The sequence below is a fragment of the Mucilaginibacter lappiensis genome (assembly GCF_900155965.1).
Taxonomy (GTDB): Bacteria; Bacteroidota; Bacteroidia; order Sphingobacteriales; family Sphingobacteriaceae; genus Mucilaginibacter; species Mucilaginibacter lappiensis.
In genome coordinates this window covers 268,506-285,459 of the sequence record NZ_FTMG01000008.1, presented here as the reverse complement: position 1 = coordinate 285,459, position 16,954 = coordinate 268,506, and the positions used below count along the sequence as shown (strand labels likewise).

Below are 16,954 nucleotides of genomic sequence, written 5' to 3'. Positions count from 1 at the left end.
AAATTATCATGCTTAAAATATTCATAGAAAGGCCGGTTCTATCAACAGTGATATCGGTTATGATCGTGATACTGGGAGCCTTAGCCTATCTTGGCCTGCCGGTTTCGCAATACCCAGAAATAGCGCCGCCTACCGTAGTTGTATCAGCTGCTTATACAGGAGCGAGTGCAGGTGTAGTTCAGAGAAACGTTGTCGTTCCGCTTGAAGAGCAGATCAACGGCGTGGAAGGGATGACCTATATGACCTCAACCGCTTCAAATGATGGGAGCGCTACCATAACCGTATATTTCAAATTAGGTACCAACCCCGATATTGACGCGGTAAACGTACAGAACCGGGTATCTGTTGCGAGCAACGTACTGCCTGCCGAAGTAACGAAGGCCGGTGTAACCGTTCAAAAACAACAGAGCAGCAACCTGCTGTTTCTTTCGCTGCAAAGTGATAACCCTGCTTATGACCAAACTTTTTTAAATAATTACGCCAACATTAACCTTATCCCCGAAATTAAGCGGGTAAGCGGTGTTGGCAGCGCCACTGTATTTGGCGCAAAGGATTACGCCATGCGGATTTGGCTGAAGCCGGATGTAATGGCCAATTATGGCTTAACACCAAGTGATGTTAACAATGCACTGGCCGAACAGAATATTGATGTTGCCCCTGGTAAGTTTGGTGAAAACAGCAACCAGGTTTTTCAATACAGCATACAATACACTGGCAAATTAATTGATACTACGCAGTTTGGGAATATTGTTGTGCACTCAAATTCCGATGGTTCACAGTTGCTTTTAAAGGATATAGCAAGGCTTGAATTAGGTTCACTTACCTACTCATCGGGATTAAATACCGATGGTAAACCGTCAACGATTATTGCGGTGAGCCAGGTGGCAGGCTCAAACGCACAAACAATTATTAAACAAGTCATAGAAACGCTTGATAAAGACGCTCCTTCATTTCCTAAAGGGATAAAATATGTTTCGCTGTATAGTGCAAACGATTTTTTAGGTGCTTCTATTGATAAAGTAGCTGAAACTTTATTGGAAGCCTACATCCTGGTATTTATTGTAGTGTTTATATTTCTACAGGATTTTCGTTCAACCATTATTCCCGGTATATCGGTGCTTGTTTCCCTGATCGGTACTTTTGCCTGCCTGAGCCTGTTTGGCTTTTCAATTAACCTGCTTACTTTATTTGCACTTGTACTGGCCATAGGTATTGTGGTAGATGATGCCATAGTGGTGGTTGAAGCTGTGCATGCCAAGCTGGATGAAGGCTATAAATCAGCACATGACGCGTCTGTAGATGCCATGAATGAATTGGGCCGAACCATTGTAGCCATTACTCTGGTTATGGCAGCTGTATTTATCCCGGTATCATTTATAGGGGGCAGTACGGGTGTATTTTTTAAGCAATTCGGATTAACATTAGCTTCAGCAATTATTATATCGGCTATAAACGCACTTACTTTAAGCCCGGCTTTGTGTGCCTTATTTCTGCAGCCGCATGAAGAGGATGAAACAAAAAAGAAAAACCTTTTGCAACGCTTTTATGGCGCCTTTAATACAGCATTTGATGCTTTAAAAAATAAGTACCAGGGTTCTATAATGTTTTTAACCCGCAGAAAATGGATAGTACCTGTAATGATAGTTTGCTTTAGCGCCTTGCTGGTATTTTGTATGAAAACCACCCCAAGTGGTTTTGTACCTGACGAAGACCAGGGCTTTATATTATGTGACATTAGCTTGCCACCGGGTACGTCACTTGAAAAAACAACAGAAATAGCTAACAGGGTTGATAAAATGGCTGCCAGCATCCCAACAATTATCAACCGGGGCGAAGTTACAGGGCAAAGCATCATTAATGGTGTGGGCAGCAACTTTGCGATCCTGTTTCTTAAACTGAAACCCTGGGACGAAAGAAAAGGAATAAAGATTGATGAAGTAACAGGAAAGCTATTTGGAATGGTTGCGGGAATAAAAGATGCAAGGATCTTGTTTTTTGGACTGCCAACGGTTCCGGGTTTTGGTAACTCCGCCGGCTTTAGCATTGAATTACAGGATAAAACTGGCGGTAGTATTGGCGATTTTTATAAAGTTTCAGGTGGCTTTTTGGGGGCCCTGAATCAACGTCCTGAAATATTATACGGGGCAACCGGTTTTAACCCTAATTATCCTCAATACCTCATGTCAATAAATGTACCCAGGGCAAAACAGGCGGGTTTACTGATCAGTGATATAACCAATGCCATGCAGGGTTATTATGGTGGCTATTATGCGTCTACGTTTAACCAGTTTGGTAAACAATACCGGGTTATGGTACAGGCAGATACGCAATACCGCAGCAATTCAAAAAGTCTGGACAATATTTATGTGAGAAATGTTGCCGGTACCATGGCACCGGTTTCGGAATTTGTTACGTTAACAGCTATCAACGGACCGCAAAGTTTGTCCCGTTTTAATTTATTTAACAATATCTCGGTAATAGGGGCTCCCAAACCGGGTTTCAGCAGCGGTGATGCACTTAAAGCGGTGCAGGAGACCGCAGCTAAAACCCTCCCAACGGGCTATACTTTTGATTATTCGGGTTTAACCAGGGAAGAAATAAGCGCCGGCAGTCAAACTGTCTTCATTTATGTGCTGTGTATTGTTTTTGTATTTTTCTTGTTGAGTGCCTTATACGAAAGCTATATTATCCCACTTGCCGTACTTTGTTCATTGCCGGTTGGTTTATCAGGTGTTTATTTATTTGCCAAAATTATGGGGATAGACAATAATATCTATATGCAGATCTCGGTGGTGATGCTTATCGGGTTATTGTCCAAAAATGCTATTTTGATTGTACAATATGCGGTAGCAAGGCGAGAAAAAGGAATGCCGATAATGGAAGCCGCAATTGAAGCCGCTACAGCCCGTTTACGCCCTATATTAATGACCTCATTGGCCTTTATCTTCGGTTTAATGCCGCTGATGTTTGCTTCGGGCGTTGGCGCTATGGGTAACCGTTCAATAGGTACTGGTGCTGTTGGCGGGATGCTTGTCGGAACCGTATTCGGCATATTCGTCATCCCGGTTTTGTATATCATTTTTGAAACGGTACAGGAGAAATTCAGCAGTAAAAAAAAGCTTAAGGCATCAAAAGGCGGAGCTGCAACCGCACATTAATTAAACGATAAATAAATGTGTTTATGAACTTAAAAATTTTGAATAAACTTGTTGCTATAGCTGCAACAGTTATAATAATACTGCCATCCTGTAAATTGAGGCAGGCCTATGTGCCACCCGTGGTTAAAACTGATAGCTTGTACCGTGGTGTAAACAATATTGATACTACTTCTATGGCCAATATTCCATGGAAGCAGATGTTCAAGGATGAAAAACTGCAAGCTTTGCTGCAGCAAGGCATAGCTAACAATTACGACCTGAAAATAGCGGTTACCCGTATTAAACAGGCCGAAGCTAATTTGCGGCAAAGTAAAGCTGCTTTTTTGCCAACTGTTAGTGTTGAACCACAATATACAAAACAAAAAACATCCGGTGCCCAGGGTGGCTCATTAGGGATATTTCCCAACAATCTTTATGAACTCTCCGGAACTGCCAGTTGGGAGATTGATCTGTGGGGTAAGTTAAAGGGTGCAAACAAGGCAGCACTTGCTTCCCTCCTGCAAAGTTATGCCTATAGAAGATCGGTGCAAACACAGATGATCGCTAATATTGCTACTGATTACTATAATTTACTGGCTTATGATAAACAGTTGGCCATAACCAGGCAAACAGTTGAAAGCTACAAAAATGACGTAGAAACCAATCAGGCACTAAAAAAGGCCAATCGTGTAAATGAAGCCTCAGTAGCACAAAGTGAAGCCAACAGATACGCGGTTGAGGTAACCATTCCCGATTTGCAGAACACTATAAATCAGACAGAAAATGCCATATGCGTTTTGACTGGCCGGCAGCCGGGAACAATTGAACGCGACTCACTCGATGTTCAAAAAGTAGATACGTTATTGCAAACAGGTTTACCGGCGCAACTATTAAGTAATCGGCCTGATGTTCAGGAGGCGGAGTATAATGTACGCTACTATTTTGAACAAATTAATGTAGCAAGGGCTTATTTCTATCCTTCGCTTACCATTACTGCGCAAGGCGGCTGGCAGTCGGCTACGGTTGGCACCTTGTTTAATACGGCTTCTATATTTGGCAATGTTGTAGCTGGTTTAACACAACCTATTCTTAACCATGGCCTTAATAACCAAAGGCTTCGGGTAGCAAAAGCGCAGTATGACGAATATGTATTAACCTTTCAGCAAACCGTATTAAGTGCAGGGCAGGAAGTTTCAAATGCACTTTACAGCTATCAATCTGCTAAAAATAAGATCACAACCCGCACCCTGCAAATGGATGCCTGGAAAAGGTCTGTTGATTATAACCGCTTACTATTGAAAGGGGGGTACGTAACTTATACAGATGTGCTAACCTCCGAGCAGGGTTATTTATCGGCACAGTTAAGCAGCGTAAATGACAGGTTACAACAGTTAACAGCCATAGTAACTCTTTATCAAAGCTTGGGGGGCGGATGGAAATAGGTTTAAAATTCCCGGGAGCGATAAAAGCGCTCCGGGAGTTATCCATTAAATCTATGGGGGGCCATTGTTTATAAACTTCAAGACTCTAATAACATGAAAAAAAATTCAAGAGTAATGGTTTTACAAAACCCCCTCTATATTGCTCTTTCTGAGCACTTGCGGGAGGAGCTGGAATCGAAAATTGACAGCGTGTATGCGCAAAATCGCTTTAGTTACTATGCTGGCACTAATTTAACTCGCCTTAATAATGACACAGAAATTGATCTTTTATGCACGTATATCCTCGGGGAATGGCGTAATAATTACACCCTGACGGATAAATTACTGCAAGGTATAAAAATCTGGTTCAACATGTATTATGACGATAGGCTATCTGTGATAAACAAATTCAGGACGTGTTATTACAGCGTAATACCCGATTATAAAGTTACAACCGCCTACTGCGTAAACGTTGTTTTTTGCAAATTTCTGATTAGAGAGCTACTCGAAATTTTGGCTGAAACAAAGTGGCAACCAATTAATAACACCGGATTAACGGATTCGCTAAGTTAATTAACAATGGAGACCGGTTCTGAGTGTATGGAAACCTTAAAAAAATCACAGAGAAAGCGCATGATCTTTTCTTTCGCTATGGTATTCGGGGCGTTACGATGGATGACATTGCTCACAGCTTAAGAATGAGTAAAAAACAATTTATAAGTTCTTTGGAATAAGGAGGCCCTGGTAGAAGAACTGGTTGATATAGAAATCACAAAAAATACTGTTTCGTGCCAAATGCTGGTAAGTATAAGCATGATGCAATCATCGAATTGTTTTTTGCTGGTTTACGCGAGGCGCGTATATTCAACCCATTATTTATGACTATGCTTAGCAGTCCTTTTCTATCTATGATGGGCTTCCGATCAATTGCAGGCGTACTATCCTGGCTTGTCTACTCGCGCTGTTTACACTGGCCCTGACACGGATCTCAGCGATTGCTGGATTGTCTGCAAATTCGGTAGATGGCGCAGGTGTGATTGCCTACCCGATCCACTTCCTGCCGTTAATTAGCTCAGCATTTGTGCCTACCAGATCAATGCCGCCAGGTGTTCGTGCCTTTGCCGAAAATCAGGCGGTGCCCCCGATCGTGGAAACCATCCGCGCGTTGCTTTCAAACCAGCCGGTAGGCAATACAGTATGGGTTGCCCTTGCATGGTGGTTCGGAATTATGTTTGTAACTTATATCTTTGCAATGAGGGTGTATAAAAAACGTGGATAACAGAATGGTCAATAAATCCATAAATGCATTGTTTTGATAAGTATTTTTTTCGATATGAATATTACAGATGATCCTTAAATAGGTCTGATGATTAACTCATGCCTGATGCACATCTATTCTGAAAATCCAACGACATCTTGCTGTTCAGTGCTACGATAGCCATTTTAAAATCTTCCCGGGCCACAATGAATTGGATATTAACTTTTCTGATCCCAAAGCCAGCGCTTTTGATATTTATTCCATGCTCTGTCAGCGCGAGCGCGCTTTTGGCCAGTAACCCTGGCTGATCCATATTGGTGCCCAACAAACATACCAGGGCCACCTTGTCAATGGTAACCTTTTCAAAATCATCTTCCAAGTTATTAATTAGTTTCCTGCTGAAGTCCCGCTCCCATATCACTACAGAAATACTGTTGGCGCTGGTTGTTTTAAAGGTGTAACTGATGTGGTGATGGCTAAGTATCTGCATGATCTTCAAGTCGCTTCCTACCGCACCAACCATTAAGGGATCATAAACATCGATCATCAGTAATTTATCGGTACCGGTAATAACCTCAACACGTTTGTGCTCACAAATAAACTCCCGAGTGATCAATGTTCCCGGATGGGAAGGCTGAAACGTATTTTTTATGCGCAGATTTATCCCGTTTATTTCCAGGGGCTTGGAGGCCTTGGGATGGATTGCCTCCATACCCACATCAGCCAACTGATCAGTGATGTCATAATTGGTGAATCCTACCGGCGAGCAATTATCAACACCAACAATAGCAGGATCGGCCGTAGAAAGGTGATATTCTTTATGAATTATAGCTTCATGTGGCTTTAACAGTGTAGCTATTTTACTGAATGTCACTTCTGAATATCCTCTGTCAAATTCGCGCATGATCCCTTCGGTGCCTTTGGCATAACCGGTTACGATGCAGATATTATCCTTTAGGGCAATTCCTTTGAAAGCATGCCTAATGCGTTGGTCTATGGTAAATGCTCGATGATCATCGAAACCACTCAAATCTATAAGCCGTACATGAACACCCCGGTTCAGCAATATATTTGTCAAAATGAATGCGGAGTGGCTTTCCCCAATAGAGGCTAGAATTTCACGCGCAGCCTGCAAAATACTTTCCTTACTAACATAACCGGAAGCTAGTATGTTGGCCAGGTTTGAAAGAAATTTTTGCGCCTTCCTGATATGTTCTTCAATAAACTGATCAGCTGCATCAAGATCAAGGCCTAATTCGGCATAATCTCTGTTTATGGCTTTTAACCTGATAATAACAGATTTGAGCGGCTTACTGAAATCCTGGTACCGGGCAAGGCGATGATATACACCCGGGCTACCCGTTTTTTTATTTTCTAATAACATGTCTGTGACCCCGGCAAAAGCAGAAACAACAAAAACACGGTTATAAATATTTTTTGCAGGAACTTGATGAAAAATAATATTGTCAATAACGTCCCGAAGAGCACTCATGGAAGTGCCCCCAATTTTTTCTACAGTAAGCATGTTGAGTTTAATACTGGTATCAAAGTTCATTTTGGAATAGCCCGAACTTGTTGATCATTTGCCTGACGGCACATTTCTCCTTTAACAGCCCCCTGATCATGAATAGGCCAAAACCGTAAAGGGTCAAACCTGATAACATGAGAAACCCCATAACCGAATGCTGATTGGAGACAGAAAGCCCCGTCATTATTAACCATGCAACAAAGGTGGCGATCACGTAAATACTGATTAGTCTTTGACTGGTCTTATAGTGATCCTTAATATAAAATGAATTCAATTTGATGTCATTATTGCTAAGCGGAAGGCATTCTGTCCTCTTTTCGGAATATTTATACTGGATATAGAGCAACCAGGTAAAAAGTAATACGAATAGGACAAGGATCAGGTTGGACATCCATCCGGATGTTAACACAAGCTGGTTATAAAAATGGATACCCGTTATAACCGTCAGGATATAGGAAGATATCAAACCGGCGCTACACCATCGCAACAAAGTATTGATCATTATTTTCCCATGTCTTAAAGCGACGAGTAAGCTGGGTGGATGGTTTAAAGCAGTACGACTTTGTTGTTGAAACCGGTATACTTTCATGATATAATTAGCATAATGGTATTATATGTCCTTTGTTATTATTGCAGGCTAAAAAGATGCCTTTTTCATAATTTACCAACAATTAACTGATAATAAACAACTTAAAATTACACCAATCACAAGAGCGTTATGATTTTGCCTCAAATTGAAAGAGTAAAATTCTCATAACGAAACACAGAACAAAAGAGTTTATCAGATACACAGTGAACCGTTATCAATTTTGAACTACCTTCTCCATAAAACCCAACCGATCGACTTGCTTTTCCAGTAATTCCAATTTGTACTTGTCTTTTAAAATTCAACATAAAGTAAAATCCCGGGCTGTAAATGACGAGGCTTAGTGGCGCAGTCGCCTTAAATAACAGCGTAATCCTATTATGGATCCTGATAGGATTACCTTATCTATGTGGTATGCGCGGCATTAATTTGGATCACTACCTGCCAAGCTATAGCAAAACGGTGCGTGATCCAGAAAACTCTTCTTTTATTGTGTTTGAGGCAGATATTATTTTTTTTCGGGCTTGAGTAATATAAATATCATGTATATAAAAACTGCTATGCCTGTAATAAATAATACTACCATGATAGTTAATTTTTTCGGGGTAATCGGGATTCTTCATGCTCACACTTATTATTAAAACCCGACCAAAGCACGTCATCATGACTGTCGCACTGAAAAGATTCAAAATGTGAACAAACGTTTTCATTGGCTTTGGCAAGAAGCGGCAACAGTACGTCATTATCTGTACCCTTGATCAGGTATTCAAATGCACCGCTTTTAATTGCTTTGATAGCTTCGTGAACGCTGGCGTGCGTAGTCAGCATGATCACCTCCACATAGTTTCTCTTAATTTTAACCGCCCTGACAAAATCAGCGAAGTCCATATCCGGGAGATCAACATCACTCATTACTACATGAATCTCTTTTTTTTCTAATAGGTTAAGTGCTTCTAATCCGCTTTCAACCTGATAACAAATATAACCTGCCAGGCGCACAATCCTTCCTAACCAACCTCCAGACCTTCTTTCATCGTCTATAAGCAAAACAATGGGTTGCATATTCATGTTCTATAAAATTAAGACTGCTATTTTCTGTATAACAGATTAATACCAGCGGTAAATGACTTTATTAAGCCCCTGGAATAATAAATATTTCACAGTATCGGCATCTAGATATAGATGAATACCTGATATGACCAACCATACGGAGGCTTTACACTCCCGGGGTATTGAGCAATGAGCTATTCTGATGCCAAACATCCTCGCCCATGGAAAAAGCCTGGTTTAAACCTCAAAAACAACCTTTTTAAAGAAATTAAATCCTGTAAAAGCAATTCAGCCCATTTCAAAATGAGAAACTCAAAATATCATTTTAAAGAAAAATATTCTGCCACAGGTCCAGCCAAGATTACAAATGATAACAGTACGATGAGAAGGCCAAAAGGAAAACACCAAACATCGCTGAATTCGTTTGCTCTCCCCCGCAAATGCAGGTATAAATTTCTTCTTTTCATCAGGTCCTCAATTATCAAACTTCCAAGGCTGGTTACAAAACGACCGGACAGCACCGCAAAGGACTGGAAAGCCATGTGGCTATAAGTTCCAAAGGCAGAACAAAGGAAGATATTTTAATTATCTTTACTATGCAATCCTTATCATAATTTAATTATGATACCGTTTTAACCAACTCATTGTACAGTCATGAAAATCAAAAAAAAGCTTCTTTTCGGATTCGGCCTTTTGTTTATCGTCGTGCTGATTTTTGGTACTATATCTGTTTACTATATCAAAGTAATATCTGAGACTTCAAATATTACTCTAAAAAACAATTATAAAACATTAACATTTACACGTGACATGCGCTCGGTTTTAGATGAAAATGATTTGCCATTAACGTCAGGTGCGTCAAGAACATTTGATCAGGCCCTTCAAAAACAGGAAAATAATATTACAGAACCTGGTGAAAAGGCAGCAACCGACAGCTTACGACAGGCTTTCACTTTGCTTATTGCTCCCTCATCAATTTTAAATCAAAAGCAACAAGCTGAGCGAAATGCGCGCTTACAGTTGAAAAAGATTGAGGAGTTAAACATGCATGCAATTGAGCTTAAAAATGGTTACACCCATTCAACGGTAAGCAAGGCGACCTTATATCTTGGGGCCATGGTTTTTATTACCTTTTTAATCCTTTTTATTTTAATTGTCAATTTCCCCGGGTTTATACTGAACCCGCTTCATGAATTGACAGACGGTCTTGATCAGGTTAGTAAAAAATATTATGATACCCGCCTTAAATTTAATACAAGCGATGAGTTTACTCAATTAGCGGAGGCATTTAATACCATGGCAGTAAGTCTTGGCGAGCAGGAAAACGCTGATCTTACTAAAATATTTGCAGCAGAATTACGGATAAATATGCTGATTGAGGAAATGCAGGACGCGGTGCTGGGAGTAAATGAAAAACAGGAGGTTCTATTTATTAATCATCAAGCTAAGAAAATCTTAAACCTGAGTGGAAAGTCGGTCATTGGTCAATCTGTTTTGGAATTAAGCAAAAACAGCCATTTGCTAAAAATGATGCTGGAGAGTAAGGATGTCGAAAATCCTTTAAAAATCGATCAGGATGGCAATGTGTTATATTTTCAACAAAAGAGCCTTGAAATTGTGGTGCCAAATTTAAAAACAGACCTTGATACACTACAAGTTGCGAGCTATCCTGCCGGAACAATCCGGGTCTTAAAACAAACAAAAGGTTAATCATAATCAGAAGCATTTCTAATTTAAAGTATCCTGCTAGTTATTTATGGGATTAAATAATAGTTTAATAAAGAATGCTTTTCATCACTTATTAAATTACAAGGAGAAATGCTCGGTTATAGGTCCGGCCATAAGGATCACGAATAACGATAATGCGCTCAGAACAAGAATAATGGATAAAAGAAAGACACCGAATGTTGCCGAATCGGTTTGTAACGTTCCTGAGGACGCTGGTATGAATTTCTTTGCTTTCATTAACCCTACGATCATCAAACCTCCTATGATAGGGACAAAGCGCCCCGATAGCATAGCAACTGCTGTAGTAAGATTCCAGAATGGAGTATTGTTACCCAAGCCACCAAAATTAGATCCATTACCAGCAACAGAAGATACATACTCATACAACATGGTAGTAAAGCCATGCGGCCCTTTATTACTAAGCCAGGACAACGTATCGCCGCCACCATTTTTATTTACATAGACGAAACAGGCTATAGCGGCTAAAACAAGTGGAACAAATATCTGGAACACATTAACCATTACAGCCACCTGCATTTCTTTTGTGCTTATTTTTTTCCCAAACAACTCCGGTGAACGTCCGATCATTAATGTCCCTATGAAAACTGCAATAACCAGGTACATGAACATATTGATCCAGCCGGTGCCCAGGCCGCCAAAAAAAGCATCGATTTGCATACCGATAAGCATAGCCGTTGCAGACAATGGCATATAGCTATCATGTACTGATACAGCAGTACCGGCAGGTATAACAATATTCTCTGCGCAATAGTACGCTGAATAAATGGCCCCAAAGCGAACCTCTTTGCCTTCCATATTTCCTGCCGACCGATCTATTCCCATGGCTGTTATTTTTAGGTTACCACCCGCTTCTCCTTTTACTATGGGGATAATAAGCAACAACAAGCCGGCTGTCATGACGCCAAAAAGCATCCATGCAAATTTTTTCTGATTAAGGTAATAACCTATAAAAAACACGAAAGCCATGGGGAGTAATAGCACAATAATAAAATGAACTATAAATGTTATAAATGTTGGGTTTTCGAAAGGATGGGCATCATTTGCGCCGAAAAAACCACCGCCGTTTGAACCGAGTTCCTTGATGGGGACCATAGCAGCGACAGGGCCTGTGGCTACCTGAACCGTATCGCCCTGTAAGGTGGTTATTTGATGAGGGCCATTAAAGGTCATAGGCATACCACCTATCATGAAAATAAAAGCTACTATAATTGACAATGGTAATAGTATACGCGTACAGGACCTTAACAGGTCAGAAAAAAAATTGCCGACCCCAGTACCTGGATCGGCAGTTAAACCTCTTACAATGGCGACACCCGCCGCAAGGCTGGTGGCAGCACTAACAAATTGCAAATAGGTAAATACGCCTATTTGTGAAAGATAGCTGGCCCCAGTTTCGCCTACGTAATGCTGTAGATTGGTACTTGTTAAAAAGCTAATAGCGGAGTTTAAAGCCAGTGACCAATCCATTCCCGTTATATGGGCCGGATTGAGAAAAAGCTTACCCTGGAGCATTAAGACAATAAACGCCGGAATTACCCATACTACCTGAATGAATAACAAGGCTAACAGGTATTGCTTCCAGTTCATGGACTTTTTAGGGTCGATCCTACATATTTTAAATATCCACTTTTCAAGCGGAAGTATAAAATCAAGAAAACTACTATCGTTATGATAAACACGTTTCATGTATGCCCCCAAAGGCACTGCCAGGCAGAGTGTCACTATGAAAATTAAACCAAAACCGAAACTATCAATAAGCATTTTATAAATTTATGGTGTTTCTATTTATATCTATACCAAAATAGCACCCCGCTTGTTAACTTAGTATAATTAACTTATTTAAAGCAAATTAAGGATTATATCCCAGCTTTAATCCCTACAATGCAACTATCTTTTTGAGTTGTTTCTTTTCATTTTGATAAAATACGGTTGGTTATCAGGATTGGGATTCCTCAATTTTATACTCGTCAATTTTTCTGTATAAAGTAGCGGAACTAATATTCAATAATTTAGCGGCCTGCGTTTTATTCCCTTTAGTATATTGTAGTACACGGTGAATATGTAAGCGTTCAACACTTGAAAGGTCAAAGGCAGAAAGTGTGTTTGATTTCAATGTAGTATGGTACTGTAACTCAACAGGTAAGTTATCTATACTCAATTCAGTTCCTCTGCAAACTATCAGCGATCTTTCAATCACATTTCTTAATTCCCTGATATTGCCCCGCCATTCATTTTTCTGCAACCGATCAACAAATGCATTTGTCATGCCCTTCACCTGCTGATAAGCGTCCCTGGTCAATTTCTTTACGAAGTACTCGGCTAACAGAGGAATATCATCCTGCCTTTCCCTTAATGACGGCAAGTTAATGGTGACTAGGTTAAGCCGGTAAAATAAGTCTTCCCTAAATTTCCCATTGCTGATATCCTGCTGAATGTCCCGGTTAGTTGCGGCGATAACCCTGATATTGACTTTAAGCTGTTTGGTATCTCCAACTTTTATAAATTCACTGGTTTCCAATACCCGCAACAGCTTCGCCTGTAAATCCAAGGGCATCTCACCAATTTCATCCAAAAATAAAGTACCCTCATTGGCTTCCTCAATCAATCCCTTTTTGTCCTTGTTTGCCCCGGTAAAAGCTCCTGCTTTATGGCCAAAAAGTTCACTTTCCAAAATATCCTTACCAAACGCGCTGCAATTCAAGCCCAAAAAGGTTTTCATATTTCTTTTACTGGCTGAATGGATCGCTTGCGCGAAAACTTCTTTTCCGGCGCCGGTTTCTCCTAAAAGTAATACCGGTGCATCCGTTGGCGCTGCCATTTGTGCAAGCGTTTTAGCTTGTGTAATGGAAAGCGACTTACCAATGATGGAATCAAAATTTGCATAGCGATCTGCAGCTTGCTTCTCTAACTGGGCGACTCTTTTCTCCAGTTTTACTTTTTCCAAAGCCCGGTAAAGCAGGGGCAAGATGCGCTGATTGTCATTGGCTTTGGTTATGTAATCAAAGGCGCCATTCTTAATAGCTTGTACGCTATCCGGAATGTTTCCATAAGCAGTAAGTACTATAATCTCTACGTAAGGGAAAGCCGCCTTTATCTTGCTTATAAATTCCACGCCATTACCATCAGGCAATTTAACATCACATAATACCAGGTCTATGTTTTCATTTGCCAGCAACTTTGATGCTGTTTTGATATTTTCCGCTTCGTAAACCACAAAACCTTCTAAAGAGAGTACCCGCTTTAAAAGCAGGCGAACATCGTTCTCGTCCTCAACCAGTAACACATTTGCAATTGTCATACTCATCCGTCATTTAATGTTCAGGCATTAATTAAAATATTAAAGCCAAAGGTACTACCCTCTCCATATTTGCTATTCACCCATATCTTTCCACCCTGTGCTTCAATAAATTCTTTGGAGATGGATAAGCCTAATCCAGTGCCCGATCTTTCAGTTGTGCCGGGAACCTGGAAGTATTTATCAAATACCCTATCCACGTACTGTTCTTCAATTCCTTTACCGTAATCGGCTACCCAAAATTGAATAATTTCATTTTCTCTCTTCACATGTACTTCTACAGTTCCTCCCTCTGAAGAATATTTGATAGCATTGTTTAAAAAATTAATAAGTACCCAAACCGTCTTTTCTTCATCTATGTTAATGTGGGGTAAATTACTTTCTACGTTTTCTTTAAGCATTACATCAAATTGAGTAGCTTGTTGCTGAACCGCCTGCATTGCTCTTAGCACAATTACTTCCGGCTTTGCCGGTTCTTTTTTTAGCTGTATCCTACCCGTTTCTATCTGGGACATGTTTAGGAGCTCGCCAGTAATTTTTAATAATCGTTCCGCATTAGCTTTAATAGTACCCAGTATTTCTGTCTGATCCTTATTCATTTCACCCATCCGCTTGTCTTCAAGTAATTGGGTACTCATATTAATAGCAAATAAAGGAATTTTAAGTTCGTGTGATATGGTTGCGATAAAATTGGTTTTGGCAGCGTCCAGTTCTTTAAACGGTGTGATATTTCGTAGTATGATCACCCGGCCACCCACCACATGATCAGCCTGGATGAGGATAGACTCCTGCACGAAAAAACTTTCTTTATTATCTAAAAATATTTTCAGTTGCTTACTGGTTTCGTTTTGCAAAACCGTACGGAGCAGATCATTTTGAATGGCAATATCGGCGGCATAACTACCTATGATGTCCTTTTCTTTCAGCCCAAACAATCCCTCCGCCGCAGAATTGAAAAACAGGATCTCATTCTTGTCGTTAAGCCCGATGATCCCGTCATTCATCTTGTTAATAATGGCCTCGATTCTGCCTTTTTCCGCTTTGATCTCGGCCAGGTTGCTATGCTCGTACTCGTCAAGCTTTGCTGCCATCGCGTTAAAAGTGTCTGCAAGTGTGCCAAACTCATCCTTTTGATCCAGGTGTATGCGCTTGCTATAATTTTTATTGGCTATTTCTTTGATCCCCTCTGTCAGTTCGCGAATAGGCTTTGCAATGATGGAAGGAAAATTGATCACAAAGGTAAAAGCGGCAAGACTTAAAATAGTTACGATAATCGTGAGCCAAAGTGTAGCTTGGGCTGCATAATGAGAGGCTTTAGTGTTTTTATGAATAATGGCAATTTCATTAACGTCTGCAATTTTAAAAATGGCCTTGTGCATTTTTCTGATCTCCGGAAACCTTATTGGGTCTTTTTTCAATTGCTCAAATAAATAACGCACCTCTGCGGTGGCCTGAAACTCACCGGGTTCTGTAATGTTATTTTCTTCAAGTTTTAAGTTCTTTTCGAAAACAGCAATCTGAGATGGGTCTCCCGGTATTTCATCAAGAGCTTTGAGCATTTGACTGCAATACTCCACGCTGATCTGATTATCTTTCAAAATCTTGCTGGCATCATTACTCAGGCGGTTCACATAATAAATACCCAACACGCCAAAGCAGATAATAACAACAAACAGGAAAAGCAGGCCAAACGTCAGTTTGGCTTTAATGTTCATTCTCATCATGATAATATCACTAAATCTACATCTAATTTATTGAGTGTTTTCAACAGTCCGTTAAACGTAGTTGTTTTTAAAATAATACCGAACAAAGATAAGTGGGGCTTGCCCATACAAAGGGTAGTGATTTTTTTATCTTCAACAGCTTTGATCATCCCGGTTGCAACTACTTTGCTTTTAACGCGCACAACTTCGGCTCCCATTTGGGTGGCCAACTTGAAATTGTTGATGAGATGCCGTTGGTCGGCCAACCCTATCCGGTCAGCACTTTCTTTAGGAGTCTGAATATAAAGAACAAACCATTTGGCATTGTAATAAGTAGCCAATCGGGCTGTTTTCCGTATGATCAATTTTGCCGTTTTGTTGTTGGTACTAATACTACACATCAACCGTTCACGCCTGATCTGCAACGAGCCAAGCACTTCCGTCTGAATCTTTCTTTCTACTTGCGTTGCCACCTCTTTTAACGCCAGCTCCCGTAATTGCAGGATCTTTTCGCTCTGAAAAAAATTTTTAAGCGCAAATTCTATCTTGTCGCTGGTGTAAATTTTACCTTCCTTTAAACGGGTGACCAGTTCATCAGCAGTCAGATCGATGTTGACCACTTCGTCTGCCTGTAGTAATACATTATCCGGTACCCGTTCGCTAACCTCCACACCTGTAATACTTTTTACATCTTCATACAAACTCTCCATATGTTGGATGTTCATGGCGCTTATCACATTGATCCCGGCATCCAGTATTTCTGCTACATCCTGCCAGCGTTTTTCATTTTTGCTCCCCTCAATATTGGTATGCGCCAGCTCATCTACAATAACGATTTCAGGCCGCAAAGATAAAATAGCTTGCAGATCCATTTCCTGTAATTGTTTTCCTTTATAAAATAAATCTCGGCGCGGTATAACCGGGAGCCCTGCAAGCAGGTCCTGGGTTTCCTTCCGCATATGAGTTTCAATATAACCGATCTTCACATCGATTCCATTACGCAGCAAGGCATGCGCCTCCTGCAGCATCCGAAAAGTTTTCCCAACACCGGCGCTCATGCCGATATATATCTTAAACTTGCCGCGCCTGGAACGCTTGATCAGATCCAGAAAATGCTCAACAGATTGTTCTTTGGTTTCTTCCATTTTTCTTATAAAAAGGAATTGTATCCATGAAGCATTTTCATGGATACAATTATTTTTGTTCTCTCGTAATTTTAAACCGGTA

11 protein-coding genes are annotated in these 16,954 nt (G+C 40.5%); 5 read left to right on the top strand and 6 right to left on the bottom strand.

What is annotated here, in order from left to right; genetic code table 11:
• Positions 1-8: 8 nt before the first annotated feature.
• The 4 genes from BW976_RS16765 to BW976_RS16750 all read left to right on the top strand — a co-directional run bounded on the left by BW976_RS16765 (position 9) and on the right by BW976_RS16750 (position 5,837).
• Positions 9-3,158, top strand: a complete 3,150-nt coding sequence (locus BW976_RS16765) for an efflux RND transporter permease subunit (protein WP_076374553.1) — start codon at positions 9-11, stop codon at positions 3,156-3,158.
• 23 nt (positions 3,159-3,181) lie between these two features.
• Positions 3,182-4,579, top strand: coding sequence for an efflux transporter outer membrane subunit (locus BW976_RS16760; RefSeq protein ID WP_076374485.1), 1,398 nt, complete (start codon positions 3,182-3,184; stop codon positions 4,577-4,579).
• Between the two features lie 93 nt (positions 4,580-4,672).
• Positions 4,673-5,131 (top strand): hypothetical protein, encoded by a 459-nt coding sequence (locus tag BW976_RS16755; protein WP_076374483.1) that lies wholly within the window; start codon positions 4,673-4,675, stop codon positions 5,129-5,131.
• A 430-nt stretch (positions 5,132-5,561) separates the two neighbouring features.
• Positions 5,562-5,837 (top strand): hypothetical protein, encoded by a 276-nt coding sequence (locus BW976_RS16750; protein WP_217696266.1) that lies wholly within the window; start codon positions 5,562-5,564, stop codon positions 5,835-5,837.
• 91 nt (positions 5,838-5,928) lie between these two features.
• Here BW976_RS16750 and BW976_RS16745 read toward each other — a convergent pair whose 3' ends face one another.
• Complete coding sequence (locus tag BW976_RS16745; protein ID WP_245834721.1) at positions 5,929-7,371, bottom strand: aspartate kinase; 1,443 nt, start codon at positions 7,369-7,371, stop codon at positions 5,929-5,931.
• Positions 7,372-8,521: 1,150 nt separating this feature from the next.
• Positions 8,522-8,998: a response regulator gene (locus BW976_RS16735; RefSeq protein WP_076374479.1), complete on the bottom strand. Its 477-nt coding sequence runs from the start codon at positions 8,996-8,998 to the stop codon at positions 8,522-8,524.
• Between the two features lie 636 nt (positions 8,999-9,634).
• Here BW976_RS16735 and BW976_RS16725 point away from each other — a divergent pair.
• Positions 9,635-10,690 (top strand): HAMP domain-containing protein, encoded by a 1,056-nt coding sequence (locus BW976_RS16725; protein ID WP_076374475.1) that lies wholly within the window; start codon positions 9,635-9,637, stop codon positions 10,688-10,690.
• A 96-nt stretch (positions 10,691-10,786) separates the two neighbouring features.
• Here the strand turns inward: BW976_RS16725 and kdpA are convergent, their stop codons facing one another.
• The 4 genes from kdpA to BW976_RS16705 form a co-directional block, all read right to left on the bottom strand.
• Positions 10,787-12,490: a potassium-transporting ATPase subunit KdpA gene (gene kdpA / locus BW976_RS16720; protein WP_076374473.1), complete on the bottom strand. Its 1,704-nt coding sequence runs from the start codon at positions 12,488-12,490 to the stop codon at positions 10,787-10,789.
• 175 nt (positions 12,491-12,665) lie between these two features.
• Complete coding sequence (locus BW976_RS16715) at positions 12,666-14,027, bottom strand: sigma-54-dependent transcriptional regulator (protein WP_076374471.1); 1,362 nt, start codon at positions 14,025-14,027, stop codon at positions 12,666-12,668.
• A 20-nt stretch (positions 14,028-14,047) separates the two neighbouring features.
• Positions 14,048-15,739: a sensor histidine kinase gene (locus BW976_RS16710; protein WP_076374469.1), complete on the bottom strand. Its 1,692-nt coding sequence runs from the start codon at positions 15,737-15,739 to the stop codon at positions 14,048-14,050.
• A 5-nt stretch (positions 15,740-15,744) separates the two neighbouring features.
• Positions 15,745-16,872 (bottom strand): sensor protein KdpD, encoded by a 1,128-nt coding sequence (locus tag BW976_RS16705; protein ID WP_076374467.1) that lies wholly within the window; start codon positions 16,870-16,872, stop codon positions 15,745-15,747.
• Positions 16,873-16,954 lie beyond the last annotated feature (82 nt).